The organism is Streptomyces sp. NPDC002779, assembly GCF_042888685.1.
GTDB lineage: Bacteria > Actinomycetota > Actinomycetes > Streptomycetales > Streptomycetaceae > Streptomyces.
On the sequence record NZ_JBIAQC010000002.1, the window covers coordinates 325,937 to 349,713 of the forward strand.

Sequence of the window (23,777 nt, forward strand, 5' to 3'; positions counted from 1 at the left end):
GGCGGGCCCGTCAGGACCTGCCGCCACCGTCGCGCTCCTTCCAGCGGCGCACCAGTTCCTTGCCCCGACGCCGGGCGGCGACCGAGCCCAGCGCCGCCGCCAGCAGCGGGGCGGTGCGCCGCCGGGCCAGCAGCAGCCGCCGGTTCTCGACCGGTTCGGGCCGCCAGTGGTGCTTGTACGGCTCATTGCCGCGCAGCAGGCTCAGCGTGCCGCGCGCGTACTCGGTGGACGCCTCCAGCAACATCACCGCCACGTCCGCCTTGCGCTCCCGCAGACACGGATGGGCGCCGTACAGGTAGCCGCCCGCCAGATTGGGCGACAGCAGCGTCAGATCGACGGCGACCACGTCGTCGTCCAGCCGGAACTCGGTGACGACCGCGTCCCCGCCGGCCACCATCGGGCCGACCGCGCGCACCAGATGGTCCCGGAAGCGGGGGCGCAGGTGCTCGGGCGTCACCTTGCGGCCCTGCCACTGGAGTTCGTGCAGCTCCAGCAGCCGCCGCAGCGCCTTGTCGACCTCGGCCGGTTCCACGACGTGCCGCTGGATGCCGAGCGCGGCCAGTCTGCGCAGCTTGGCGCGGGCGCGCTGCTGGGTCTTCGCCAGGGGCAGCCGGGTGATCAGCTCGGGCATCGGAGCTGCGGGCAGTTCCAGGCACAGGGAGTCGGGCACCCGGCTGCGCGGGCCCGGCCAGTGGTCGTAGAGCCGCTCGGCCGCGGCGCCCGGGCGGACCTCGCGCAGATCGATCAGGGCCGTGCGGGCGGCTGCCGCCAGGCCGTCGGTGAGCGCGGCGACCGCCGGTTCGCCGCGCTCGTCGTCCAGCAGCACGTCCCCGTAGTCGGAGATCGCGCCGCCGAGCGGCACCAGCGCGGGCAGCGGGCGGCGCACCCGCATCAGCGGGGCGGCGGCGACGAGCTCGTCCCGGTCGCGGACCAGCACCACCCGGAGCCGGCCGGGACAGCCGTAGGACAGCCACCAGGAGTGCAGCCAAGGGTGGCTCTGGAACGGGGTCGCGGTGGCGCACCTGCCGTACAGCCGCGACCAGTCGGCGGACAGGGCGGCGAAGGTGTCCTCGTCGGTGACGAGTTCGGTCGTGTACGTCACAGCTGTCCGCGGACGTCGGCGGCGGGGGCCGGGCCCGGTACGGCGGGGCGCCCGGGGTCCGCGCCGCCGCGCCGGGGCCGCACCAGCAGCGCCAGGCCGCCGAGGAGTCCGCCCCCGCTCGCGCCGACCAGCCCGGTCACCCCGGCGGACACCGAGGAGGGCTCGGTGGGCTCGGTGGCGCGGGCGAACTGCTGGAGCTCGACGTGGGTGGACTTCTCGACGTCGTTCGCGTGCCGGGTCAGGGCGCGGGAGACGGCGTTGGCCATGTCGGCGGCGAGGTCGGCGCGCTCGGAGGTGGCGGTGACGGCGACCATCGGGGCGTCCGGGGAGGTCGCGGTCCGCACGCTCTCCTTCAGCGTCGACACCGGGACGCCCGCCCACACCTGGGCGTCCCCGAGCACCGCGAGCTGGGTGGCGACCCGGCCGTACGCCTGGGCGAAGCCGAGCGCGGAGACCGGGTCGGACTTCTCGCCGGGGACGGCGACGACATAGCTGGTGGCCGTGTAGGTCGGCGTCCTGACCAGGCCGTACGCGCCGCCGAGCAGGCCGCCGGCGAGGGCGCCGGCCACGATCAGGGACCACGGCGGCAGGGCCTTGGCGCGGACCAGGGGAGCGATCGGGCGGCGGTGCCCGGTGAGGGTATCGGTCATGCGGGACTGACCTCCTGGGGTGACGGGGGCGCCGGGGCGGTGACGGCGCGGTACACGTCCATCAGCCGGGTGGCGCTGCGGGTGATGCCGTAGTGCAGGGCGGCCTCGGCGGGGGTGCGCGGCCGGGGGCCCTCGGCGCGCGTCGCGGCGAGGGCCCGGGCGAACTCCTCGGGACCGCCCCGGACCCGGCGGGCGGCCGGCGCGGCCTCGGCGGGGAGGTCCTCGATCGCCGGGCAGGAGGTGTAGAGCACGGGCAGTCCGCTCGCCAGCGCCTCCACGGCGGCCAGGCCGAACGCCTCCTCCGGGGAGGGGGAGGCGAAGACGTCCATCGCGGCCGTCAGGGAGGGCAGGTCCGGGCCGGGGGAGCCGTCGGGGACGTAGGGGCGTTCGCCGGTGAACAGGACCCGGTCGGCGACCCGGGCCTCGTGCGCGGTACGGCGCAGGACGCTCTCCTCGGGGCCGCCGCCGACCAGCAGCAGCCAGCAATCCGCGGGGAGATGGGCGAGGGCTCGCACCAGGGTGCCGAAGTGCTTGCCCGCGGTGAGCCGGCCGATGCCGCCGATGACGTACGCGTCCTCGGGCAGCCCGAGACGGCGGCGGGTGCGCACACGCCGCGCCGGGTCGAAGCGGAAGCGGTCCAGGTCGATGCCGTTCGGGACGACCTCGATCCGGGGCGCGGGCACGCCCCAGCGCTCGAGGCGGTCGGCGACGGTCGGCGACACGGCGACGGTCTTGCGGCCGAGGCGTTCGCCCGCCAGGTACAGGGCGCGCACCCCCGGGCTGAGCCGCCGCCCCTCCATCTGCGAGTCGCCGAGGGAGTGTTCGGTGGCCACGACCGCCCTGACGCCGGCCGTGCGGGCGGCTAGCCGGCCGTAGAGGCAGGCGCGGTAGAGGTGGGTGTGGACCAGGTCGTAGCCGCCGGTGCGGATCAGGCGGGTCAGCCGGGGCAGGGCGGCGAGATCGCGGTTGCCGGCCATGCCGAGGTGGACGACGCGCACGCCGTCGGTGACCAGGCCGTCGGCGACCGGGCCCGGGTTGGTGAGCGTGACGACATCACACGTGACCGGCAAGTGCCTCAGCAGCAACCGCAGTTGCTGCTCGGCGCCGCCCACCCCGAGACCGGTGATGATGTGCAGGGCCTTCACCGCAGGCCCGCCACGGGGCGTCGGCGCAGCCGGTGCAGACGGTGCTTGAGATAGAGGCGTACGGCGGTGTCGTTCTGGCCGACGTGGACGCGGGGGAGGGCGTGCGGGGAGGTGAGCGGGCCGGGATCGATGGCGCAGGCGTAGGTGTAGCCGGCCGCCCGGACCGCCTCGACGGCGCGGGCGTCGACCGTGCCGTACGGGTAGCAGAAGCCGTCGACCGGAGCGCCGGTCAGCTCCGAGAGCACCGCTCTGCTCTCGGCGGTCTCGGCGCGCAGCAGGTCGTCGTCGGCCTGCGTCAGGTCGACATGGGTCAGGCCGTGCGAGCCGATCTCCACTCCGGCCTCGGCGGCGTGCCGGATGCCGTCGGCGGTCAGCAGCGGCTTGCGCGGGCCGAGCGGGTCCCAGGCGTTGTCGCCGCCGAGCCTGCCGGGCAGGACGAACAGGGTGGCGCCGCAGTCGTGCCGGCGCAGCACGGGCAGGGCGTGGTCGACGAAGTCGGCGTACCCGTCGTCGAAGGTGAGCCCGACCAGGCCGTGCCCCTCGCCCCGGGCGCGGGCGGCGAGCAGGGCGGCCACGGACACGCCCCGCAGGCCCCGGCGGCGCAGCCGGCCGAGCTGTTCGCCGAGGCGCTCGGGGGTGACGGTGATCCGGTAGGGGTCGTCGGAGCAGTCGCCCACCGAGTGGTACATGGCCACCCACGGGGCCGGTCCTGGGCGGGGCCCGAGGCGGGGGCCGGTGTCAACGGAGACGGACATGGCGGAGCCTTTGCGTGACGGTGCGGACAGGGGCGATGCCTTGGGCGCCGAGGGCCCAGCCGGTCAGGAGGAACACGCCGGTCACGGTCGTGGCCCCGGCGGTCAGGGCGGGCAGGGCGGCGTCGAAGCGGGCGGCGGCCAGGGCGCCGGCGGCGGTGGCGAGCACCGCGGCCGCTGTCGGCCTGCTCAGTTCGCCCAGCACCCGCCGGGTGCCGATCGGGACGGCCCGCCGGCGCATTCCGGCGAGCAGCAGCAGGGCGGTGACGGTGATGCCGGCGGCGTTGGCGGCGGCGATCCCGGCCACGCCCCAGGGGTCCACGGACCAGGCGCCGAGGCAGCAGGTGACGGCGATGCCGACGGTCATCGTCGCGAGCGGGTACCAACTGGGGCGGCCCGCCGAGAAGTAGGAGCGGATCAGGGCGCCGGTCAGGGTCTGGCCGAGCAGCCCGAGGGCGTACACGCGCATGACGTCCGCCGTCGCCGCCGTGTCCCGCGCGGTGAACGCGCCGCGCTGGAAGAGGAGTTCGACGATCTGCGGGGCGCAGGCGATGACCGTGGCGGCACCGAGCAGCACCACGCAGGCGGCCAGCGCCAGATCGCGCTCCACCCGGACGCGGGCCCGCGCGAAGTCGCCCTCGGCCACCGCCCGCGCCACCACCGGGAAGGTGACCGTGCACAGCATCAGCGAGAGCGTCATCGGGATCTGGGCCACCTTCTGCGCGTAGTTCAGATGCGAGATGGACCCGGCGGGCAGCGTGGAGGCGAGGAAACGCTCGATGAGCACCTGGGACTGACGGCACAGCGCGAACAGCAGCACCGACGCGACCAGCCCGAGCGACACCGCCTGCGCGTCGGCGGGCGCCGCCTCCGGAGCGACCGGCTTGCGCCGCAGCTGCCGCAGCACGAACGGCAGTTGGATGACGACCATCAAGGCGCCGCCCACCGCGACCCCGACGGCCGCCGAACGCACCCCCCAGTGGCCGCCGAGGACGAACATCGCCGTGATGATGCCGGTGTTGTACGCCACGTAGATCGCGGCCGGCGCCAGGAAGCGGCGGTGCGCCCGCAGGGCCGCGCTGCAGTACCCGGCGAGCCCGAAGCTCAGCACGCAGGTCGCGGTCAGGCGGGTGCAGTCGACGGCGAGCGAGGCGTCGGGCAGGCCGGGGGCGAGGGCCTCGACCAGGTAGGGGGCGGTCGCGACGACCAGGCCCGCCGCGGCGACCAGGGTGAGCGTCAGCTTCGGCAGCGTGCCGGCGACCAGCGAGCGGACCGGGTCGCCGGGGGCGCCCTGCGCGCGGCGGGCGAGCGCCAGGCTGAACGCGGGGACCAGGGCGAAAGCCAGGCCGTCCTCGATCAGCAGGGTCGAGGCGAACTCCGGCACCGTCCAGGCGACGAGGAAGGCGTCCGTCTCGGTGCCCGCCCCGAACAGCCGGGCCAGCGCCTGGTCGCGGGCCAGCCCCAGCAGGGCGCCGGCGATGGACAGCACGGCGGTGAGCAGGGTGGCCCGGGCCAGGAACTTCCCGGAGACGGGGGCGAGTCCGGTGCCGTCCCGCACCGGCCCCGGTTCCCCGGAGCGCGCCGGGGGCAGGGTCGCCGGGCCGTCGGCTCCGGTCCGTGGAGGCGTCACCGTCATCGTGCCGGGCCCTCCCCGGTCCTCGGGGCCAGTGCCCACCACGCCACCAGGCCCAGGCAGACCGCGGTCAGCACGGTCGAGGGGCCGCCGATGTCGGCGTACGCGAAGTCGGTCAGCAGCCATACCAGCAGCCCGCAGGCGACGAGCCCGCAGTCCGGGGCGGTCGTCCCGCGGATCCTGCGCAGGACGCACACCAGCAGCGCCAGCCAGCCGCCCGCGAGCGCGAGCAGGCCGATCAGGCCCTGTTCAGCGAGGACGAGGAGGTACATGTTGTGCGGGGACAGCAGCGGCTGCTTGCGGAACCCGGTGCCCGCGCCCTCGGTGTCACTCGCGGCGGACAGCGCCAGGGAGGCGTGCGCGTCCCGGTGCTCGGGGAAACCCTTCAGTCCGACGCCGGTCAGCGGCTGTTCGCGCCACATGCCGGCGGCGGCCGCCCACATCGTGTACCGGTCGGTGACGGACTGGTCGGGGGCGTCGGTGACCTGGGTGATGCTGCTGATCCGCTGCTGCAGCATCGCCGAGCCGAGGCCGAACCCGCCCACCAGGATCACGGCCACCGCCGTCACCGCCGCGGCCACCGTCAGCGCCCGGCGCGGCCCGGCGAGCGCCAGCTGCAGCGCGCAGGCCACCGCGGTCGCGATCCAGGCGCCCCGGCTGAAGGAGAGGGCGAGCGGCAGGAGCAGGGCGAGGGCGCAGCCGGCGGCGATCATCCGCTGCCGTACCGGCGTGCGGCCGAGCGCCAGACCCAGCGCGCACACCAGGCCCAGGGAGACCACGGTCGCCATCCCCATCACGTCCTGCGCCCCGAAGGTGCCGACCGCCCGGACCGGCTCGCCCTGGTAGGAGGCGCCGGTGCCGGTCACGTACTGGTGCACCCCCAGGGCTCCCTGCCACCCGGCGAGGGCGAGGAACGACCAGGCCAGCAGCCGGAAGTCGGACCGGTCGCGGAGCAGCAGCAGGACGGCCGCCGGGACCAGGACGAAGACCTGGAGATAGCGGCCCATGCCGGTGAGCCCCGCACCCGGCGAGGCCGCGCCCATGGCCGCGACCGCGAGCCCCAGCACGGGCAGGCCGAGGACCACGGCGGCCGTACGGGACAGGGGCCGCCGCCGGTCCCGTACGACCCGGATCGCGCAGTACAGCACCACCAGTGCGGACAGCGCGTCGGCCGGGCCGGCGCCGCCCTCGCCGTCGGCGCGAAGGGGCAGGGCGAGCAGGGCGACGACCGCCACCAGGGGCAGGGCCGGGGTGAGGACGGGGTGGGCCCGGGGTGGGGTGAGGGCGAGGCCGGCCACCGGGTCAGCTTCCCGTCGGGCGGACGAGGGCGGCCGCCGTGCGCAGCAGGATGCAGATGTCCTGCCACAGCGACCAGTTGTCGATGTAGGCGTTGTCGAAACGGGCCCGGTCCTCGATGGAGGTGTCGCCGCGCAGCCCGTGGATCTGGGCGAGGCCGGTGATGCCGGTCTGCATCCGGTGGCGGGCCGCGTAGCCGGGGTAGGTCTGGCTGAACTTGCCTACAAAATACGGGCGTTCGGGCCGCGGTCCGACAAGGCTCATGTCGCCCCGCAGCACGTTCCACAGCTGGAGCAGCTCGTCCAGCGAGGTACGGCGCAGGAAGCGGCAGAACCACGACATGCGCGCCTCGCCGGCGACGCTCCAGCGGGTGGCCGCCTCGTGCTCGTCGACCGGGCGGTGGGTGCGGAACTTCAGCAGGGTGAAGGGGCGCCCGTCCTTGCCGATGCGCTCCTGCCGGAAGACCACCCCGGGCCCGTCGGTCAGCCGCAGCACCACCGCGCAGAGCAGCAGCATCGGGCTGACCAGCAGCAGCAGCGCTCCGGACACCGTGATGTCCAGGGCCCGCTTGCCCGCGCTGCCACGGCGCCGGGTGGTGCCCAGGTCGAGGCGGCGGCAGGCGAACCCGGCGAGCTGCTCGCGGGTGGCGTACGTCGGGGAGTCCGCGTCGACCTCCCACACCGCGCACCCCGACCCGGCGAGCGCCCGCAGCAGCGGCGCCCGTTCGGACCGTACGGAGGGGTGCACGGCGAGGACGTCACGGACGCCGTTCTGGATCAGGGCCCGCTCGACCTCCTCGCCGGTGGTCAGCACGGGCAGCCCTTCGGTGCCGTCCGGGTCGTCGGCGACGATGCCCACCGGCCGCACCCCGCACCGCGGGTGGCGCAGCACGCCGTCGGCCACGCGCTGGGCGGTGGCCGCCGGTCCGATGACGAGGGCGGCGCGCGGCCGGGCGAGCAGCGCGCCGGCCCGGCGCCGGTGCACCAGACCGCGGGCCGCGCAGCCGGCCGCCGCGTGGGTCAGGAAGCCGAGCGTGAGGGTGCGCGCGGAGAGCGCCTGGTCCGGGGCGTACGCGGCGACCGCGGTCGCCAGCGCCAGCCAGGCCACCGCGGTCCGGCCGCAGACGGCGGGCAGTTCGTCGAGTACGCCGGTCGCGGTCCGGGACGGCTGCGGGCGCAGCAGCAGCGCGGCGGCCACCAGCAGCGCGGCCGGCAGCGGGCGGAGCTGGGCGCCGGTGAGCACCCAGGCGCCCAGCAGGGCGGCGGCGGTGTCGGCGGCCAGCAGCGGTACGGGGGAGGCGGGCCGCGGGCGGGGTCTGCGGGCCGGGAAGCGGAAGCCCGGGGCCGCGCCGCGCGGCGGCATGAGGGAGACGGGCGAGGCAGGCAGGTCCCGTGGCTGCCCGGCGGGCGAGGGGACGGTGCTGTCGGCAGTCACGAGTGGATGGACTCCCTGTGCTCGGTGGGCACGCGGCGGGCCAGCAGGTCCTGGTAGACCTCCGCGACCGCCTCGGCCGTGTGCCGCATGTCGTGCGTGGACCGGACGTGCCTGCGCCCCTGATGGCCGAGGGACTCGCGCAGCAGCGGGTCGCGCAGCAGTTCGGTGACGGCCGTGGCCAGCCGGGCCGGGTCGCGCGGCGGTACCAGGCAGTGCGGCTCCAGCGAGGGGGGCAGGCTCTCCCGGGCGCCGTCCACATCGGTCACCACCACCGGACGCCCGCACGCCATCGCCTCCAGCGGGGCGAGCGCCATGCCCTCCCAGCGCGAGGGCAGGACGACGAGATCGGCGGCCTGGTACCAGGGGGCGGCGTCGGCGACGGGCCCTGCGAACAGCACCGACTCGGGCGCCCGGGCCCGCAGTGACGCGGCGTCGGGACCGTCGCCGACCAGCACGAGCCGGGCTCCGGGCACCCGTTCCGCCACCGAGGCCCACGCCCGCAGCAGGACGTCCTGCCCCTTCTGCCGGCACAGCCGCCCCACGCACACCACCAGCGGCGCCCCGGGATCGACGTCCGGCAGCAGCCCGGCGCGTACGGTGCCCGCGGCGGCGGGGTGGAAGTGCTCGGGGTCGATGCCGTTGGGGATCACCGTGTACCGGCCGCGGATCCCGGCGCGTACCCCGGTCACCCGCTCCGCCTCGCTCACACACACCACGCGTGAGGCCCAACGGGCCCCCTGACGCTCCCAGTTGAGCGCGAAGGCGGCCATGGCGCCGCCGACCGCCGCGAACGACCAGGCGTGCGGCTGGAAGACGGTCGGGATCCGCCCGCGCACCGCGAGCCGTCCGGCGAGCCCGGCCTTGGCGCTGTGCGCGTGCACCAGATCGGGCCGTGCCGCCTCGATCACCTGCGTCAGACGCCGTACCTCTCGAACAAGAGTCGGGCCCGGCGCACGGCTTGCGGGCCAGGCGTGCACGTCGGCGCCGAGCATCCCCAGGGCTGCGCTCAGCGGGCTGTCGGGGCAGGCGACCGTGACGTGCAGTCCGGTCGCGAGCTGGGCGCGTACCAGGTCCGTCACGACCCGGGCGACCCCGCCCTCCACGGGCTGGGTCAGATGGAGGATCCGAGGCGGAGGGTCGGTGGCTGACAGGTGCATTGCGCGGTTTCCTCGCTCACGGGTGTCGCGGGGGACGGGCGGGATCGCGCCTCGGCTCTGGGCGTCGACGGCGACCAGGAGCGCGCCGGCGCACACTGCGTCCCGCTGGGAAACGAGCCGGACGGCCCACGGGTCACCACCGGCTCGCGGCGCCGTGCTCGGTTCGAACGGGGCGGAGTTGTGGCGGGCCCAGACAGTGGCGCATCACCGGGATGCCTTTCGGGAGAATGGCGAGGGGACGGTGCGATGTGCTGGCAATAGGGGCGCGTCGGGAGGCCCGCAACTCTAGTTGCTATCCGTATTAATCCGTTGAAACCGGACAAGTGTGTCGGATTGGTGAAGCCGGACCGCTCACCGGATCACCCCATTGGCGGCACAACCCCGGTGCGCGTCCCGCGTTGACACAACGCCGGGCATCCCCGCCCGGCTGTTTGTGTCAACCCCCAAGGAGCACCTCTCCATGTCGCGTATCGCGAAGGGCCTGGTCCTTACGTCTGTTGCCGCCGCGGCCGTTGCGGGCGGCGCCGGCATCGCCGCCGCCGACGCCGACGCGAAGGCCGTCGCCGCCCACTCCCCGGGCGTGCTGTCGGGCAACGTCCTCCAGGTTCCGGTCCACATCCCGGTCAACGTCTGCGGCAACACGATCAACGTGATCGGCCTGCTGAACCCGGCGTTCGGCAACACCTGCATCAACGACTGACGTCGTCGCGAGAACCTGACCGGCCGCCCTTCCGTGGATCCGCCACGGCGGGGCGGCCGGTTCGCGTTACCTCGAACGGGGCATCCCGGCACCGACCCGCGCGGCAGCCTTGACGCGCCTCTCACCAGGCATGACGTCGTCGGCACGGCGTGCGGGCGGTCACCCGGGGCACTCGAACGGTTGCAGAGCGCGAGAGGCGATTTCACGGTGGGCACAAGAAGGAAGCACCACCGAAAGGAACACCCATGCGTGCTCTGCCCGCACGGCGTATCGCGTCCTCCGCGCTGTGCGCCACCCTCCTGCTCGGAATCGCCGGTCCAGCCGCGATGGCCGCCGACGACTCCGCCCGTGAGCGCACTCATGCGGCGTCCCACGCGCCCGTCCCCGACGCGGAAGCGCTTCTCGCCCAGGTCAAGTCCCTGGGTGACATCGGTGGTGTGCTCACGCCGGTCACCGACCTGCTGACCGACGTGCTCAAGGCCGACGAGGGCCGGCTGTCCGCCGCGGACGCCGAGAAGCTCGGCAAGGCCGCCAAGGACGCCATCACCAAGGCCTCGGCCGCCGCTCCGGCCGCGAACCTCTCGGCGACCTCGACCGTCCCCACCCCGCCGCCTGCCCCCACGTCCCCGGCCGCTCCCACGTCCCCGGCTGTCCCCACGTCCCCGGCCGTTCCCACGGCGCCCAGCACCCCCGCCGCGCCCAGCGCGTCGGCCGAGCCCGCGCTGCCCGCCACGCCGAGCCTGCCGGCCACGCTGCCGACGCTCAGCAAGTTCGACGACGCCAAGGCACCCGCCGCGCAGGCCCCCGCCGACCTCGTCGGGGATGCCCTTGCCGCCCTCCAGAAGGGCGTCGACTCCCTGCTCGCCGCCGTCACCGCCGGGGACGTCGGCAAGGTGACCTCGGCCGTGACCGGGCTGCTGACCGATCTGGTCGACGTGGTCGCCGCCACCCTGGTCGGCGGCAAGCTGCCCGCCCCGACCCTGGCCGGACTGCCGCAACTGCCGAGCGCACCCGCCGCACCAGCCGGTCTGACGCCCGCCCCGTAACACACGGCGAAGCCGCAAAAAAGCCGTTGTGCCGGTTGATTTGACCGGCACAACGGCTTTCTGAATTTCTCTACGTCTTTCTTGGATCTCATATGAGGATGCGGGCCCGGGGTTTCCGGTCCGGCGTCAGGTCGTTAGGCACGGCGGCAGAATTCCCCGTGGTGACTGTGAGTTGCCGAAGAAAGGAACACGATGAAGTCCCTGAAGGCCGCTGCTGTCGTTGCCGGTTCCCTGGTCGTCGCCGGTGCTGCCGCGCCCGCGTTCGCCCACAGCACCGCCGACCTCACGCCCACCAGCCTCAACGGAGCCTGGAACACGCTCACCAGTGGCCGCCTGTCGCCCGCTGACGCGATGCCGCTCCAGAACCAGTCGAACGCGCTCAACACCGAGAACAAGGACTCCATGCTCAGCACCGTGAAGGGCGCCACCACCACCCTGAACCAGGCCGGACTGCTCGGCGGGCTCCCCGTGCAGAGCTGAATTCGGCAATTGCGCACCGGGAGCGGCCGATTTCGTGGCGCACGGAATCGGCCCTCGGTATGTGCCGCCGAGTCGCCTGGCCTCGTTCCAGGCACGGGTAACTCGTTCGTGTGGACACCAGGCGGGGCGTCACCCGGTCGGGTGAGCAGTGTTCCGGAGCCGTTCTCATGCGTCGATAAGGTCGCGCGGTGACCTCAACCTCAAGCGAGAGCCGCGCTTTCCGCGCCGCCGATCTCGGCACGCTCGTCGTCATGGCCTGGAGCGGCGAGGCCCCCGGCGGCGACATGCCCTATCTGCTCGCCTACACCCTCGGCGACGGTGCCGGGGGACCGGAGGGTTCGATCGACGCCGTAGCGGCGCTGCTGGAGAACAACGGCCTGCCGGTCGGCGGGGACCTCGTCGACGGCGCGGCCCAGCCCAGCCTCCCGGTCAGCCTGCTCGTCGAGGCCGGACAGGCCGTCGTCAGCATGCCCGGCTTCAACGCCCAGTGCGCTCCGCCCCAGGAGTGGCTGCGGGCCGTCGCCGAACGCGGCTACGCCTACTTCGTGTTCACCACCCGGCCCTGGCCCGAGGCCGAGCCCGGCAAGCCGATCGTGCCCGAGGCGCTGGCCGAGTTCGTCGGCGCCGACGAGACCCTGAACGCCGCCGCGCACATCGTGCTCCCGGCCCGCACCCTGCGCGGCTGATGGCCACGACCGCGGGACGGACCGCGCGGACCGTGGGCGCGGGGCGGGGGTTCGCCCTGCTGCTGGTGCTCACCGGCGCCGCCGGGCTGCTGGCCTCCTGGGTCATCACCATCGACAAGTTCAAGCTGCTGGAAGACCCGGACTTCACCCCGGGATGCAGCCTGAACCCGGTGGTGTCCTGCGGCAGCGTGATGGAGAGCGACCAGGCCGAGGCCTTCGGATTCCCCAACCCGATGCTGGGCCTGGTCACTTACGCCGTCGTCGGCTGCGTCGGCGTCAGCCTGCTGGCCGGGGCCCGGTTCCCGCGCTGGTACTGGCTGACCCTCGCCGCGGGCTGTCTGTTCGGCGTCGGGTTCGTGTCCTGGCTCCAGTTCGAGTCGCTGTACCGGATCAACGCCCTGTGCCTGTGGTGCTGTCTGGCGTGGATCGCCACCATCGTCCTCTTCTGGTACGTCACCTCGCTCGTCGTGCGCGAGCGGCTGCTGCCCGCGCCGGGCTGGGCGGTCGCCTTCCTCGGCGAGTTCACCTGGGTGCTCGCGGTGGTGCACCTCGGTGCGGTCGGGATGCTGATCCTCACCCGCTGGTGGGACTTCTGGACGAACTGACAGGACGTAGGTCGTACTACTGCGGCGATCGGGGGAATTGTGCGCTGGAGGTGATCCCGGAGTCGTTGTGCGGTACGGACGCCGATCCACCGAACCCCTGGAAGGGACCGTAGCTGAGATGAAGTCGACCACCCGAGGAACCCTCGCCGCCGTCGTCACGGGCCTCGCGGCCGCGGTAGCCGGCGCCGCCCCCGCCGCCGCGGTCGGCACGGTCCCCGTCCCGGTGCCGCTGGACGGCGTGGAGAGGTCCCTCAACATCGAACTGCCCCAGCTCGGCGCCGAGATCCCGGTGCCGGTGCCGGGCTCCCCCGACGGCCCGCGGTACGTCGAGGGCCGGCTCATCCCCGAGCGGGTCATCCCGCAGCTGCCGGTCAGCGCCGGTCTGCCGGGCGGGAACCTGCGTGCGCCGCTGCCCCACATCCTCGGCGACGAATTCGACCACGTCGCCCTCCACGCCCCGGCCTCCGACCTGCGCGCCCTGGCGCCGGGCCTGACCCTGGACGCCCCGCTCACCCCGCCGAACCCGGACAACTTCGGCCTGCCGGAGCCCAAGCTGCCGCAGGCGGGCGTGCTGACCCCGGTCGTTCAGACCGTGACGGCCGCCGACGTGGTGACGGGGCCCGGCCTGTAGCCGCGCCTTCGCGAGGGCCCGGGGCGCGCACCGCCGACCGGGCCCTTCGGCTTTTCCGGTTTCCGGGGCGGACGTGGTGACCGGGCGGGCCGGGTGGGGGTTACCGCTGTGACAAGCCAACCGGAAGAGGAGCGCACGATGGTCGTCGACGTCGGCACAGTGGCAGTGGACGCGGAGCCCGGAGCGCTGGGCACGGTGAGACCGGGTGGACGGCGGGACCTGCTGCGCGGGCTGGTCGCGGCGGTGGGTGCCCTGACGCTGGCACCCGTCGTCGCGGCCTCCCGGCCGCAGGCCCCCGCCCAGGGACTGGACGCCCCCGGGGAGATCGCCTTCGACGAGACCTACCGCGGCCGCCGCATCCGCGGCATCCGGACCTCGGTGGGCCCCACCGTCGGCGCCGCCCAGTGGTACGTCACGGTCGACGGCGTACGCCTGCATCTGATGCGCCGGGCCGACGGCACCTGGCTGAGCATGATCGACCACTACCGCTCCTACGACACCCCGCTGGACGCGGCCCGTGCGGCGGTCGACGAACTGGGGCCGGGGGAGCGGCTGCGGGACGAGGAGACGGACTCGGGGGGCCACCATGGCGTACACGCGTAAGGACGTCAGCACGCTGACCCGGACCGAGCGGCGGCGGCTGGTGAAGGCGCTGCTGGAGCTCAAACGCCGGGGCGAGTACGACGAGTTCGTGCGGATGCACATCGAGTACTACGTCTCCGACGGCGAGGGCGGACTGCGTACGGCCCATATGACGCCGTCCTTCCTGCCCTGGCACCGGCAGTTCCTGCTGGACCTGGAGCGGGCGCTGCGCCGGGTGGACCCCTCGGTGACGCTGCCGTACTGGGACTGGACGAAGGACCGTTCGGCGGCCTCCGCGCCCTGGACCGCGGACCTGCTCGGCGGCACCGGGCGGCGCTCGGACCGGCAGGTGATGACCGGGCCGTTCGCCTACGCGGAGGGCAACTGGACCCTCCGGGAGAACGTCACGGACGGCAAGTTCCTCACCCGCGACCTCGGGCGGGTGCGCGATCCGATCGCGCTGCCGACGAAGAGCGATCTGGAGTGGGCCCTGGCGGATCCGGTCTACGACGCGCCGCCGTGGGACTCGACCGTCCGCAAGGGGTTCCGCAACAAGCTGGAGGGGTGGGGCCAGGGGCGCGGCCCGGTGGCCTGGCGCAATCACAACCGGGTGCACCGCTGGGTCGGCGGTGACATGGTCGGCGGCGCCTCCGTCAACGACCCGGTGTTCTGGCTGCACCACGCCTTCGTCGACCTGTGCTGGACGCGCTGGCAGCGGCGGCACCGGGTGCACCGGTATCTCCCGGCCAAACCGCCCGCGATCGGCGACGGACAGCGGGGGCGGATCGTCGCCCGGCACCAGAAGCTGCCGCCGTGGGACGTGACGCCGGACCAGCTGGAGGACGTGAGCCACATCTACCGGTACGCGTGACGGGGGACCGGGGGCGGGGGCGGAAGCAGGGACAGGGCAGAGCCCCGGCGCTCGGAGGTGCCGGGGCTCTGTTCCGTACGGGGACGTACGGGCGGTGCGGAGACGTGCGGGACGTCAGCCGCCGTAGCCGCCCTGGCCCTTGCCGTTGTCGTGGCCGCGGTCGTGACCGTGGCCGCGGTCGCCGTCCTTCTTGTCGTCGCCGCCGTTGTTGATGCAGGTGTTGCCGAAGGCCGGGTTCAGCAGGCCGACCACGTTGATGGTGTTCCCGCACAGGTTGATGGGGATGTGGATGGGGACCTGGAGCACATTGCCCGACAGGACGCCGGGCGAGTGGGCGGCGGTGGCGTTGGCGTCCGCGTCCGCCAGGGCCATCCCGGCTCCGCCGACCACCATGGCACCGGTGCCGACGGCGACAGCGGCAGCCTTCGCGATGCGCGACATCACGTTCTCCTTTGACTCGGTAAGTCCGGCGGCAGGGTGCGCCGCCGGACTTTCCGTTCAACGCCGGGACCCACGGCTGGTCACGGGGCCCGGGGGGAGATCACCCGGTCCTGTAACCCGTCCGGCGGTGTCCGACGGGGTGTGAGCGCGCAGTCAGGGGAGCTGCCGTACGGGCGAACCGGCGAGGAAGGCCTTGATGTTCTCCACGGCCTGGCCGTAGTAGGTGCGGTAGTTGGCCTGGGAGACATAGCCGAGGTGCGGGGTGGCCAGCAGGCCGGGTGCCGTGCGCATCGGGTGGCCGTCGGGGAGCGGTTCGGTGTCGAAGACGTCCACGGCCGCGCCGGCGAACCGGCCCGCGTGCAGGGCGGCGAGCAGGGCGTCCTGGTCCACGACGGCCGCGCGGGAGGTGTTGATCAAGTAAGCGGTCGGCTTGAGGAGGGCGAGTTCGGGGGCGCCGAGCAGACCGCGGGTGCGGTCGCCGAGGGCGAGATGGACGGAGACGAAGTCGCTGTCCGCGAGAAGTTCCTCCTTGGACCGTGCCCGGTGGACGCCGACTTCCTCCGCGCGCTTGTCGGTGAGGTTCTGGCTCCAGGCGCAGACCCGCATGCCGAAGGCGAGGCCGATCCCGGCCACCCGGGAGCCGATCCTGCCGAGGCCGAGCAGGCCGAGACGGCTGCCGTGCAGATCGGCGCCGACGGTGGACTGCCAAGGGCCGCCCGAGCGGAGGTTGGTGCTCTCCTCCACGATTCCTCGCGCGAGGCCGAGCAGCAGGGCCCAGGTCAGTTCGACGGGCGGGGTGGGGGAAGAGGCCGTACCGCAGACGGTGACGCCGTGGGCCTCGGCGGCGGCATAGTCGATGACGCTGTTGCGCATGCCGGAGGCGACGAGCAGGCGCAGCCGGGGGAGGCGGGCGAACAGGGAGGCGGGGAAGGGGACCCGCTCGCGCAGGGTGACCACGATGTCGAACTCGGCGAGCGCCGCGGCCAGGGCGTCCTCGTCGCCGAAGTGGAACCCGAAGGACACCACCTCCACGTCCTCGGCGATCGGCGCCCAGTCCACGAGCCCGGTCGCGACCTGCTGGAAGTCGTCGAGCACGGCACAGCGCAGCGGCACGGTGACGTCCCTAGCGGATGGGGCGGTGACCGGCGCGCTGGGACCAGCGGACGGCGGTGATGCCCAGCGCGGCCACCAGCACCGCGATGCCGATGATCAACAGATAGCCCAGCCCTTCTGCGGCCACTCCGATGATTCCCAGCACGACGGCGACCAGCAGCAGAAACAGCAAGAGGGCCATGACGCGTACGCCTCCTCGGGCGGCTGAGGGCGGGCGGTCAGCGGCGCGCGAGTTTCCGCTCGCCGCCCGGGCCCGGCTGGTAGGGCAGGTCGTAGTACTGGAAGATCGCTTCCTCCGACTCGGCGGGCAGGATGTCGTCCATGCCGACCGAGGGCGCCTTCTTCACCAGCGTCCTGGGGTAGGGGACCCTGACGTAGTCCGGGCCGAGGGTGGCCTCGTCGAGGGGGACGAAGGCCAGCTGGTGGCGGGTGGGGAGCCCGGTGCGGACCGTGGCCATGGCCGGTTCGTCGGTGGCGGTGTCGACGTAGACCGCTTCGAGTACGCCGATCTTGTGGCCCTTCGGGTCGACGACGCTGCGGTTGCGCCACTCGCGGATGTCGGCTGCATGAATCATGGCTTGCCTCCGAGCCTGTGTTCTTCCAGGCTAACCGGGTATCTCCGCGCCGGGCCCCGCGTGCCGCGGGTTTCGGCCATGGTGGTCGGCGGGCATGCCGGTGCGGCCTTCCGGCGTACTACGCTGTGGGATGAGGCCCCAGTCCCCGGTATCGATGCTGTGTCCAGCTCCCGGGAGGCCCACTGTGTTTGTCCTGCTTCTCGTCCTCGTCGCGGTCCTGTTCGGCCTCGGCTTTCTCAGTCCCCTCTGGTGGGTGGCCGCGGCGGTGCTGCTGTACGCCGCGACCCGGCACGGCCGTGATCGGGGCGGCGGCACTCGGGGCGGCGGCGATCGGGGCGGCGGCCAAAGCCGCGGCGGCCGTTCCGGTGCCGGGGACTACCGGGAGTACCAGGAGCGCCGGAGTCGCCAGGAACGCTGGGACCGCCGCTACAGCCGCCAGAACCGGGCGCGCTGGCGGCGCGAGGACCGCCGGGACCGCCGTGACCGGGGGCACCGCGGGTGAGCCGTCCCCGGCCTGCCGTCCGGGGGTCCTGCCGCTCGTGGCCGACGCCGTGCGGGTCAGAATCCCAGGCCGGCGAGCGGTTCGGAATCCTCGATGAGGGCGCGGGCGACATCGGCCAGGCGCCGGTTGTGGGCACGGGCGTAACCGCGCAGTGCGGTGAACGCCTGCTCCATGTCGATGCCCTGGCGTTCGGCGAGCTTGCCCTTGGCCTGTTCGATCAGTACCCGGCTGTTCAGCGCCGTCTGCAGTTGCTCGTTGAGCACCGTGCTGCGCTCAGCGGTGCGTTGCTGCAGCACGCTGATGGTGGCGACGTCGGCCAGCGCCTGGGCGACGGGTGCGGCGGCCGGGTCGAAGGGGCCGGAATGGGCGCGGAAGAGGTTCAGGGCGCCGACGATCTCGTCCCGCAGACGCATCGGCAGGGCTTGGACCGCCCCGAACCCGCTGCGCTGGGCCGCCGGCGCGAAGCGCGGCCAGCGGACGGTCGCCGCGCCGAGGTCGGGGACGACCACCGCGGCGCCCGTGCGGAAGCACTCCAGGCAGGGGCCCTCGTCGTTCTGCAGCTGGAACAGCTCCAGCAGGCGCACCTGTTCGTCGGAGGCGGCCATGACACGGAGTTTGCCGTCCCGGTCGGCGAGCAGGACCCCGGCGGCGCTCACGTCGAGCATGCCGACGCAGCGGTCGGTCAGCAGGCGCAGGAAGTCGATGAGGTCGAAGTCGGCGACCAGGTTGTCGGCCAGCTCGACGAAGGTCTTGGCCAGAAGCTTTTGATCCATCGTAGGCACCCTCGATAGAGACTAGTCCCCTGCCCGAAGGGGCGGGAAGTACGCACGTTTCCCCACCGGAACCGGACGTCAGGTTCGCTCCCCGACCTGATCCGGCTCCGCGTCCGGGGAGAAACGGAGCCGTCGGGCCACCACGTCGGCGGCCACGTCCGCGAGCCGGCGTTCCCGCGCGTAGGCGTAGGCGCGCAGCCGGACGAAGGCTTCTTCGATGCCGACTCCGAGCTGAACCGTGAGCATTCCGCTCGCCTGGTCGATCTCCGCCCGGTACGCGCCGAGATCCTCGAAGCCGCGGTCCGGCGTCGGTACGCCGGCCGGCGCGCCCGTCTCGGCGATCCCTGTGTCGAGCAGCAGCAGCGTCGCGAGATCGGCGAACGCCAGCGCGTCGGCCAGTTCCTCGGCGTCCAGTACGGTCGGAACGCTGGCGTAGAGGTCCAGGACTCCCGGGCTGATCGCCCCCTTCTGCAGGGGGAGCGAGAACACCGCGCGGGCTCCCGCTTTCAGGGCCGCGTCGGCGAACACGGCCCACCGGTCGCGCAGTTCGGCGGTGAGCAGATCCGGCGCGAGGACGGCCGAGCCGCGCACGAAGGCGTCCACGCAGGGCCCTTCGCCCAACGTGAGCTGGAGCTCTTCCAGTTGCTCGCTGATGGCGTCGGTGCTGCACAGCGGATGGCTCACCGCGGCCCTGGACATCGCCGACAGCCCGGCCCCGCCGACCGGCAGCGCGGCCACGGCAGCGGTGCACACGTCCATCACGCTCACCGGCGCGCCTCGTCGGACCGCCTGCTCGGCCACCAGCATCCGGATGCGGGCCGACCGCCGGTCAGAGGCCACTCGGGCCACCGCCTGCCGGGTTGGTGACCAGGCCCTCCAGCCTTGGTGCGGGCGGGGTGCCGCCGAGCGGGGGCGGCAGCCGGCCGGACTGAGGGCCGAGGAGCAGGAGCCCGCAGCCGACGAGGTCGACGATCCGGACCAGCGTGGCCGGCGGATGGTGCAGTCGCAGGGTTCCCCCGGCGACGGCGGTCCGCTGCGCGGCGTGGAGGAATACGTTGAGTCCGCTGCAGTCGCAGAACGTGACGGGGGAGAGGTCGACAGCGATGGTGCGGATACCGTCCCGCAGGCACCGCTCCAGGCACTTGCGCACCGACGGCGCGGAGTCGAGGTCGATCTCGCCGTACAGGGTGATCAATGCCTGTTCCCGGTGGCCATGGTGGTGGACGGTGAGCTGGGAGAGGGGCATGACGCCTCGGTTCGGAAGCCATCCGGCAGCGGCCCGGTGAGCCTGAGTTACGGCACTCCGGGCGCGCTTGCGGCAGGGGCGTACGTGCGGCGGAGGCGGAGCGGCGGCCGGTCCGGCAGCCTGCGCGGCCGGACGGAGGACCCACTCCGTGCCCTCCAGGGAATCGCCGGGTGGCGGACCAGGAGTCCGCGCCCCGCAGCCATCCGTGTTCAAGCAACAGTGTGCCGCCGGGGTCTGGGACGTCTCCCCAGCAGCGTAGTCCTCGCGGCGGGTGACGGACGGGTTCGAAGCAGCCTAATTCCGGTAGGGGGGTGGTGGGTTGTGCGGTTGGCGGCTCACTGGGGGGCGTGTTCAGCCGTACCTGCCGAGCTGAACGGCCCCCTTTCCGGCAGGGGGCCGCTCAGCTCGGCAGGTCACTCGTGGTGAGGCGTACGGCTGCGACGGCGCGGCGGGAACCGGCCGCGTCCCTCGCGGTGGTCCCGCGGTTCGCCGGTGGGCGGCGACTCGGAGCGGTCCGGTCCGGAGGGCTGAGGGGTGCCGCGGCCACCCCGGCCGGGCAGCGGGTCGCTGTACCGGTGCACGGCGATTCTGTCGGCGTGCTGGAGGTTGAGCCGGTGGATCGCGTACGCGCCCGCCGCGATGAGCACCACGAGGGCTGCGGCTGTCAGGAAGGCGTTCATGGTGGCCACCTCATATGCCGGTGATCAGGCGGCCGGCGCGATGGAGCGGACCGGGCTGCTCCGGCACGGCCGCGGAGACCGCGGAGGCGCCGCCTTCGGCCTCCCACGCCTCGTCCGGGCTCGACGGGGCATCGGTCCTGTTGTCCTGGCTCGGCGGGCGCTCGGTCCTGTCGTCCGGGCTCGGCGGGCCATCGGACCCGGAGACGCCGTGCCGGGATTCGTCCGCGGCGATGAGCGCGCTCGCGGTCAGCGGCGGACCGTCGTCCCCGGACGCGGCGGCCATCAGCCGGGCCGCCGTCTCCGCGTCGGTCTCGGGCGGGATGACCAGCAGGTCCCAGCGCTCGGCGCCGTAGGAGAGCAGCAGCAGCTTGTGCGGGTCGAGCTCCCGGGTGAACCAGCCGACCTTGACGATGTGACCGTCCACCGGAACCTTGCGGGGGATGACCGGCCAGTGCTCCGGGTTGACGGCGATTCGGGTGATACGGCCCCACAAGGGGTCCAACGTGTCGGCGAGCGCCGGTAGTTCGCTCAGCAGATCCCGGGAGCGGGGCCACCAGGCACCGTCCAGGAGTCCACGGGAGGTGCCGTCGGTCTTCCCGGGCTTCAGGGCGAGACGCGCGGCCGGGGCTGCGACGGGCTCGGGGTGCGGCAGGGGAGGAAGCAAGGTCGCCGACATGATGCGGACCCGTCTCCGGGCCGCGTCGACGGCGGCCCGGGTTTCATCTTTCACCGAAGACGACCCGGCGTGGAAGCCGGTGTGCGAAATGCCCTTGGTAATGTCCATGTTACTCCGCGTTCCGCTCTGGCGGAGAAATGTGGCCGCCTGAATGTGGAGGCGTTCGCCCCCGGACCACTGGGCGCGAGCTCGGTCGTACGCCGTCCCGGATCGCTCCGGCCCGCCTCGTCCCGCATTGTGCCGGAGTACGGTGGAGGGAGCGAGGGCCCTTCGTCTGCCGGTCTCCGGGCCGGCGCCGTTCTCGCGACGTCCCTCTATGGGCAGCCCGTGACCCCGGCCGCGCCATCCGCATCCAGGCCGAGGAGTCACGTATGCCACTCAGTCCCACCACGTCCACGAGGTCCACGCCGTCGGACCCCGCCCCGCCGCCTCAGGGCTATGACGGGACGTCCCCCTTCCCGTCGGACGGCCCCGCGCCCGCGCGCAGCGGCAGCGACCGACTGTACGTCACGGTGACCGCGGCGATCGTCGTCCTTCCGTTCGTGGCGCTCGGTCTTGCCGGCTGGTTGTTGTGGGGAAGTCTCGTCCACCCCACCGACCTCCTGCTGGCCCTCCTCTTCTACGCGATCACGGGTCTCGGTGTGACGGTCGGTTTCCACCGCGGCCTCACCCACGGCGGCTACCGGGCCGTCCGGCCCCTGCGGATCGCGCTCGCGGTGGCCGGGTCGATGAGTTTCCAGGGCGATGTCATCGGCTGGGTCGCCACCCACCGCCGCCATCACGCCTTCACCGACCGGCCGGGGGACCCGCACTCGCCGTACCGCTACGGCACGCATCTGCGCGGCCAGTTGCGCGGGCTGCTGCACGCGCACGTCGGCTGGCTGTTCCGCAACGACCGTACGCCGTCGGAGCGTTACGCCCCCGACCTGCTCGCCGACCGCGACATCCGCGCCGTCTCCCGCGCCTTCCCGGCGCTGTGCGTCCTCACGCTCGCCCTGCCGTTCGGGCTGGGCTGGGCCATCGGCGGCACCTGGCTGTACGGCGTGACCGCCCTGCTGTGGGCGGGACTTGTGCGCATCGCGTTGCTCCATCACGTCACTTGGAGCGTCAACTCCCTGTGCCACCTGATCGGTGAGCGCCCGTTCCGCACCCGGCATCACGACCGGGCCACCAACCTGTGGCCGCTGGCCCTGCTCTCCTTCGGCGAGAGCTGGCACAACCTGCACCACGCCGACCCCACCAGCGCGCGCCACGGTGTCGACCGCGGTCAGCTCGACCCCTCGGCCACCGTCATCCGCCTCTTCGAACGCCTCGGCTGGGTGCACGACGTGCGCTGGCCGACCGAGGAGCGGGTCGCGGCCCGTCGCGCCTGACATCGACCACCCCACCCGTGCACGGCAGTCGGCAGGAGCCTTCATGACCACCGCAGTGCAGCCCCCGCTTCCCTCCCAACCCCTCCTGCGGCTGCGTCTCGCATCCCACAGCACCGTGCCGCGGCCCATCGACGGAGCGTGGTGGCCGCGTTCGTACGACCTCCTCACCGAACTGCCCCGGCTGCTCGGGGGGTTGCCGCAGGCATGGGGCGACATCACCAGCGCCACCGTCAACGGGACCACCTGGTCGGCGGTGCCCGGCCGGATGCTCGTCTCCAACCAGGCGGTACGACTGCACCGGACCCTCACCGCATCCGCCGCGCACACCATCGTCCTGCTCTCACCCGGCCGGGGCCGCTGGGACCTGCTGGTGGTCCCTCCGGATACGCCCCCGGAGGCGGCGGAACCGCTCATGGCGGCGGCGAGCGGTGGGGTGTGACGGGCGCGCGACGGTTGTTTGCTGGTCTGGGCGGAGCGGTTGCGTGCTGCACGCTGTGCCCGGGCGGAGGGGGCGCGGGGGGCGCTGTGCCCGCGCGGAGCGGTTGCGTGTGACGGGGGCTCCACGCACGCGTGTGACGGGTGCCCGACGCCGTGCCCGGGCGCGAGTCACACCGCTCGGCGAGCCGCTGACGCCGTCCGTGTGCTGAGGGAGCACCGGCACCCTCTCCGCCTTCCCGGTGACTTCGCTCCGCCGTAAGGAGCGCGGACGCGGTCCTCGGTGGCCCGGTGTCCGCACTCGCGGCGGTCATCAGGTGAGCGGCTGAGGGGGCGCCGGTTTCTGGGGGGATCACGAGGAGGTTCCAGCGGCCTGCCGTGTAGGACAGCAGAGCGATCCCGTGCGGATCCAGCTCGGTGGTGAGGCAACCGACCCGGACCATTTGGCCGTTGACGACAATCCTGGGCGGGAGGATCGGCCAGTGACGGGGGTTGACCGCGATACGGGTGATCCGACCCCACAGCGGATCCAGTACGTCCGCCAAGGCGGAGAGTTCGGTCGGCAGATCACGGGAACGGGGCCACCAGGCGCCGTCCAGCCCGGCGGGTCCTGCGGAAGGGCTCGCGGACTTCAGCGCCAGGCGCGCGGTCGGGGCCCGGAAGGGGGCAGCCGTTGGCCGGGAGCGGGTGGTGGTCGCGGACATCGCGCGGACCTGTCTCCGGGCGCCTGCGCGGCGGCAGCCGACCGGTGTCGTCGCTCACCGGGAACGACACCGGCATCGGGGCCGGTGCGCGGAATACTCCCGATGACTTCACGCTACTCCCCGAAGAGGCCGAACGGACCGCTCCTGAAGGTCGGCTCACTTCGGCCGGGGGAATGTCCCCCGAGGGAACGGCCGTCGCTGGTCGCCGGTCCGCGGTCTGCACCTCGCCGACCTCGACCTTCACCCCACTGGTGACGGCCTTGCCGCCGGTACCGGGCACCCGTTCGCGCATGGCCCCCATGCCGCGGGCGAACCCACCGCCCCTCGCGCGCACGCCCGCCACCGCCGGCCCGGCGATCCTCGCCACAATGCGCGCCGCTGTTTCAACGGTCCCGGCGTATGCACACCGGGACCGCCCTTCCGGGTCGCTGCACGTGAGAGTGCGCGGACCCACTTCCAGGGTATGCCCGGACGTCATTTCGGACACAT

General features: G+C 73.4%; 29 protein-coding genes. 11 read left to right on the forward strand and 18 right to left on the reverse strand.

Translation table 11 applies throughout. The annotated features are described in order from the left end of the window. Window positions 1–10: 10 nt before the first annotated feature. Genes ACFYW5_RS07085 through ACFYW5_RS07120 form a run of 8 tightly spaced genes read right to left on the reverse strand, consistent with a single transcriptional unit; the run spans window position 11 to window position 9,169 of the window. Window positions 11–1,102: a GNAT family N-acetyltransferase gene (locus ACFYW5_RS07085; RefSeq protein WP_389415928.1), complete on the reverse strand. Its 1,092-nt coding sequence runs from the start codon at window positions 1,100–1,102 to the stop codon at window positions 11–13. Then, window positions 1,099–1,752 carry a lipopolysaccharide biosynthesis protein gene (locus ACFYW5_RS07090; protein WP_389415929.1) on the reverse strand — a complete coding sequence of 218 codons (654 nt, stop codon included), beginning with the start codon at window positions 1,750–1,752 and terminating at the stop codon, window positions 1,099–1,101. Before ACFYW5_RS07090 ends, ACFYW5_RS07085 begins: the two co-directional genes overlap by 4 nt. Next, window positions 1,749–2,897: a glycosyltransferase gene (locus ACFYW5_RS07095; RefSeq protein WP_389415930.1), complete on the reverse strand. Its 1,149-nt coding sequence runs from the start codon at window positions 2,895–2,897 to the stop codon at window positions 1,749–1,751. Before ACFYW5_RS07095 ends, ACFYW5_RS07090 begins: the two co-directional genes overlap by 4 nt. Beyond that, complete coding sequence (locus ACFYW5_RS07100) at window positions 2,894–3,652, reverse strand: polysaccharide deacetylase family protein (protein WP_389415931.1); 759 nt, start codon at window positions 3,650–3,652, stop codon at window positions 2,894–2,896. The genes ACFYW5_RS07095 and ACFYW5_RS07100 overlap by 4 nt, the downstream gene beginning before the upstream one ends. Continuing rightward, entirely contained in the window at window positions 3,636–5,285 is a 1,650-nt protein-coding gene (gene murJ / locus ACFYW5_RS07105; RefSeq protein WP_389415932.1) for a murein biosynthesis integral membrane protein MurJ, read from the reverse strand. The genes ACFYW5_RS07100 and murJ overlap by 17 nt, the downstream gene beginning before the upstream one ends. Then, window positions 5,282–6,580: an O-antigen ligase family protein gene (locus ACFYW5_RS07110; protein WP_389415933.1), complete on the reverse strand. Its 1,299-nt coding sequence runs from the start codon at window positions 6,578–6,580 to the stop codon at window positions 5,282–5,284. The genes murJ and ACFYW5_RS07110 overlap by 4 nt, the downstream gene beginning before the upstream one ends. 4 nt (window positions 6,581–6,584) lie before the next feature. Then, on the reverse strand, window positions 6,585–8,012 hold the full coding sequence (locus ACFYW5_RS07115; RefSeq protein WP_389415934.1) for a sugar transferase: 1,428 nt from the start codon (window positions 8,010–8,012) through the stop codon (window positions 6,585–6,587). Further along, complete coding sequence (locus ACFYW5_RS07120) at window positions 8,009–9,169, reverse strand: glycosyltransferase (protein WP_389415935.1); 1,161 nt, start codon at window positions 9,167–9,169, stop codon at window positions 8,009–8,011. The genes ACFYW5_RS07115 and ACFYW5_RS07120 overlap by 4 nt, the downstream gene beginning before the upstream one ends. Before the next feature lie 460 nt (window positions 9,170–9,629). Here ACFYW5_RS07120 and chpG point away from each other — a divergent pair, with 460 nt between their 5' ends. From chpG to ACFYW5_RS07160, 8 genes are all read left to right on the forward strand, one after another. Then, window positions 9,630–9,869, forward strand: a complete 240-nt coding sequence (gene chpG / locus ACFYW5_RS07125) for a chaplin ChpG (protein ID WP_389415936.1) — start codon at window positions 9,630–9,632, stop codon at window positions 9,867–9,869. 245 nt (window positions 9,870–10,114) lie between these two features. After that, window positions 10,115–10,915 (forward strand): hypothetical protein, encoded by an 801-nt coding sequence (locus ACFYW5_RS07130; protein ID WP_389415937.1) that lies wholly within the window; start codon window positions 10,115–10,117, stop codon window positions 10,913–10,915. 192 nt (window positions 10,916–11,107) lie between these two features. After that, window positions 11,108–11,395: a hypothetical protein gene (locus tag ACFYW5_RS07135; protein WP_389415938.1), complete on the forward strand. Its 288-nt coding sequence runs from the start codon at window positions 11,108–11,110 to the stop codon at window positions 11,393–11,395. A 188-nt stretch (window positions 11,396–11,583) separates the two neighbouring features. Then, window positions 11,584–12,081 (forward strand): DUF5949 family protein, encoded by a 498-nt coding sequence (locus ACFYW5_RS07140; RefSeq protein ID WP_389415939.1) that lies wholly within the window; start codon window positions 11,584–11,586, stop codon window positions 12,079–12,081. After that, window positions 12,081–12,686 carry a vitamin K epoxide reductase family protein gene (locus ACFYW5_RS07145; protein ID WP_389415940.1) on the forward strand — a complete coding sequence of 202 codons (606 nt, stop codon included), beginning with the start codon at window positions 12,081–12,083 and terminating at the stop codon, window positions 12,684–12,686. Before ACFYW5_RS07140 ends, ACFYW5_RS07145 begins: the two co-directional genes overlap by 1 nt. 118 nt (window positions 12,687–12,804) lie before the next feature. Continuing rightward, window positions 12,805–13,317 carry a hypothetical protein gene (locus ACFYW5_RS07150; protein ID WP_389415941.1) on the forward strand — a complete coding sequence of 171 codons (513 nt, stop codon included), beginning with the start codon at window positions 12,805–12,807 and terminating at the stop codon, window positions 13,315–13,317. Window positions 13,318–13,455: 138 nt separating this feature from the next. Continuing rightward, window positions 13,456–13,920, forward strand: a complete 465-nt coding sequence (locus ACFYW5_RS07155; protein ID WP_389415942.1) for a tyrosinase family oxidase copper chaperone — start codon at window positions 13,456–13,458, stop codon at window positions 13,918–13,920. Continuing rightward, window positions 13,904–14,770, forward strand: a complete 867-nt coding sequence (locus ACFYW5_RS07160) for a tyrosinase family protein (protein WP_389415943.1) — start codon at window positions 13,904–13,906, stop codon at window positions 14,768–14,770. The genes ACFYW5_RS07155 and ACFYW5_RS07160 overlap by 17 nt, the downstream gene beginning before the upstream one ends. Before the next feature lie 114 nt (window positions 14,771–14,884). Here ACFYW5_RS07160 and ACFYW5_RS07165 read toward each other — a convergent pair whose 3' ends face one another. The 4 genes from ACFYW5_RS07165 to ACFYW5_RS07180 form a co-directional block, all read right to left on the reverse strand. Beyond that, window positions 14,885–15,211 (reverse strand): chaplin, encoded by a 327-nt coding sequence (locus tag ACFYW5_RS07165; protein ID WP_389415944.1) that lies wholly within the window; start codon window positions 15,209–15,211, stop codon window positions 14,885–14,887. Between the two features lie 153 nt (window positions 15,212–15,364). Continuing rightward, window positions 15,365–16,324: a D-2-hydroxyacid dehydrogenase family protein gene (locus ACFYW5_RS07170; RefSeq protein ID WP_389415945.1), complete on the reverse strand. Its 960-nt coding sequence runs from the start codon at window positions 16,322–16,324 to the stop codon at window positions 15,365–15,367. Window positions 16,325–16,334: 10 nt separating this feature from the next. Continuing rightward, window positions 16,335–16,505 (reverse strand): hypothetical protein, encoded by a 171-nt coding sequence (locus ACFYW5_RS07175; RefSeq protein WP_389415946.1) that lies wholly within the window; start codon window positions 16,503–16,505, stop codon window positions 16,335–16,337. Between the two features lie 37 nt (window positions 16,506–16,542). After that, window positions 16,543–16,899, reverse strand: coding sequence for a PRC-barrel domain-containing protein (locus ACFYW5_RS07180; RefSeq protein ID WP_389415947.1), 357 nt, complete (start codon window positions 16,897–16,899; stop codon window positions 16,543–16,545). Between the two features lie 184 nt (window positions 16,900–17,083). On the opposite strand from ACFYW5_RS07180, the gene ACFYW5_RS07185 reads away from it, so the two are divergent. After that, window positions 17,084–17,401, forward strand: coding sequence for a hypothetical protein (locus tag ACFYW5_RS07185; RefSeq protein ID WP_389415948.1), 318 nt, complete (start codon window positions 17,084–17,086; stop codon window positions 17,399–17,401). Between the two features lie 56 nt (window positions 17,402–17,457). Here the strand turns inward: ACFYW5_RS07185 and ACFYW5_RS07190 are convergent, their stop codons facing one another. From ACFYW5_RS07190 to ACFYW5_RS07210, 5 genes are all read right to left on the reverse strand, one after another. After that, complete coding sequence (locus ACFYW5_RS07190; RefSeq protein ID WP_389415949.1) at window positions 17,458–18,174, reverse strand: GAF and ANTAR domain-containing protein; 717 nt, start codon at window positions 18,172–18,174, stop codon at window positions 17,458–17,460. A 78-nt stretch (window positions 18,175–18,252) separates the two neighbouring features. Further along, a complete protein-coding gene (locus tag ACFYW5_RS07195; RefSeq protein WP_389415950.1) occupies window positions 18,253–19,014 on the reverse strand; it encodes an ANTAR domain-containing protein in 762 nt (253 codons plus the stop codon). Next, window positions 19,004–19,420: an STAS domain-containing protein gene (locus ACFYW5_RS07200; protein ID WP_389415951.1), complete on the reverse strand. Its 417-nt coding sequence runs from the start codon at window positions 19,418–19,420 to the stop codon at window positions 19,004–19,006. The genes ACFYW5_RS07195 and ACFYW5_RS07200 overlap by 11 nt, the downstream gene beginning before the upstream one ends. A 413-nt stretch (window positions 19,421–19,833) precedes the next feature. After that, complete coding sequence (locus tag ACFYW5_RS07205; RefSeq protein ID WP_389415952.1) at window positions 19,834–20,100, reverse strand: hypothetical protein; 267 nt, start codon at window positions 20,098–20,100, stop codon at window positions 19,834–19,836. Window positions 20,101–20,110: 10 nt separating this feature from the next. Further along, entirely contained in the window at window positions 20,111–20,884 is a 774-nt protein-coding gene (locus ACFYW5_RS07210; protein ID WP_389415953.1) for a DUF5994 family protein, read from the reverse strand. A 263-nt stretch (window positions 20,885–21,147) separates the two neighbouring features. On the opposite strand from ACFYW5_RS07210, the gene ACFYW5_RS07215 reads away from it, so the two are divergent. Together ACFYW5_RS07215 and ACFYW5_RS07220 are read left to right on the forward strand one after the other, a co-directional pair. Next, the gene (locus ACFYW5_RS07215; protein ID WP_389415954.1) at window positions 21,148–22,149 is read left to right on the forward strand and encodes an acyl-CoA desaturase; all 1,002 of its coding nucleotides are present in this window, start codon (window positions 21,148–21,150) and stop codon (window positions 22,147–22,149) included. A 43-nt stretch (window positions 22,150–22,192) separates the two neighbouring features. After that, the gene (locus ACFYW5_RS07220) at window positions 22,193–22,588 is read left to right on the forward strand and encodes a DUF5994 family protein (RefSeq protein ID WP_389415955.1); all 396 of its coding nucleotides are present in this window, start codon (window positions 22,193–22,195) and stop codon (window positions 22,586–22,588) included. On the opposite strand, the gene ACFYW5_RS07225 is transcribed toward ACFYW5_RS07220, so the two are convergent. Continuing rightward, window positions 22,560–23,288, reverse strand: coding sequence for a DUF5994 family protein (locus ACFYW5_RS07225; protein ID WP_389415956.1), 729 nt, complete (start codon window positions 23,286–23,288; stop codon window positions 22,560–22,562). The two genes, ACFYW5_RS07220 and ACFYW5_RS07225, sit on opposite strands and share 29 nt — an antisense overlap. Between the last annotated feature and the right edge of the window lie 489 nt (window positions 23,289–23,777).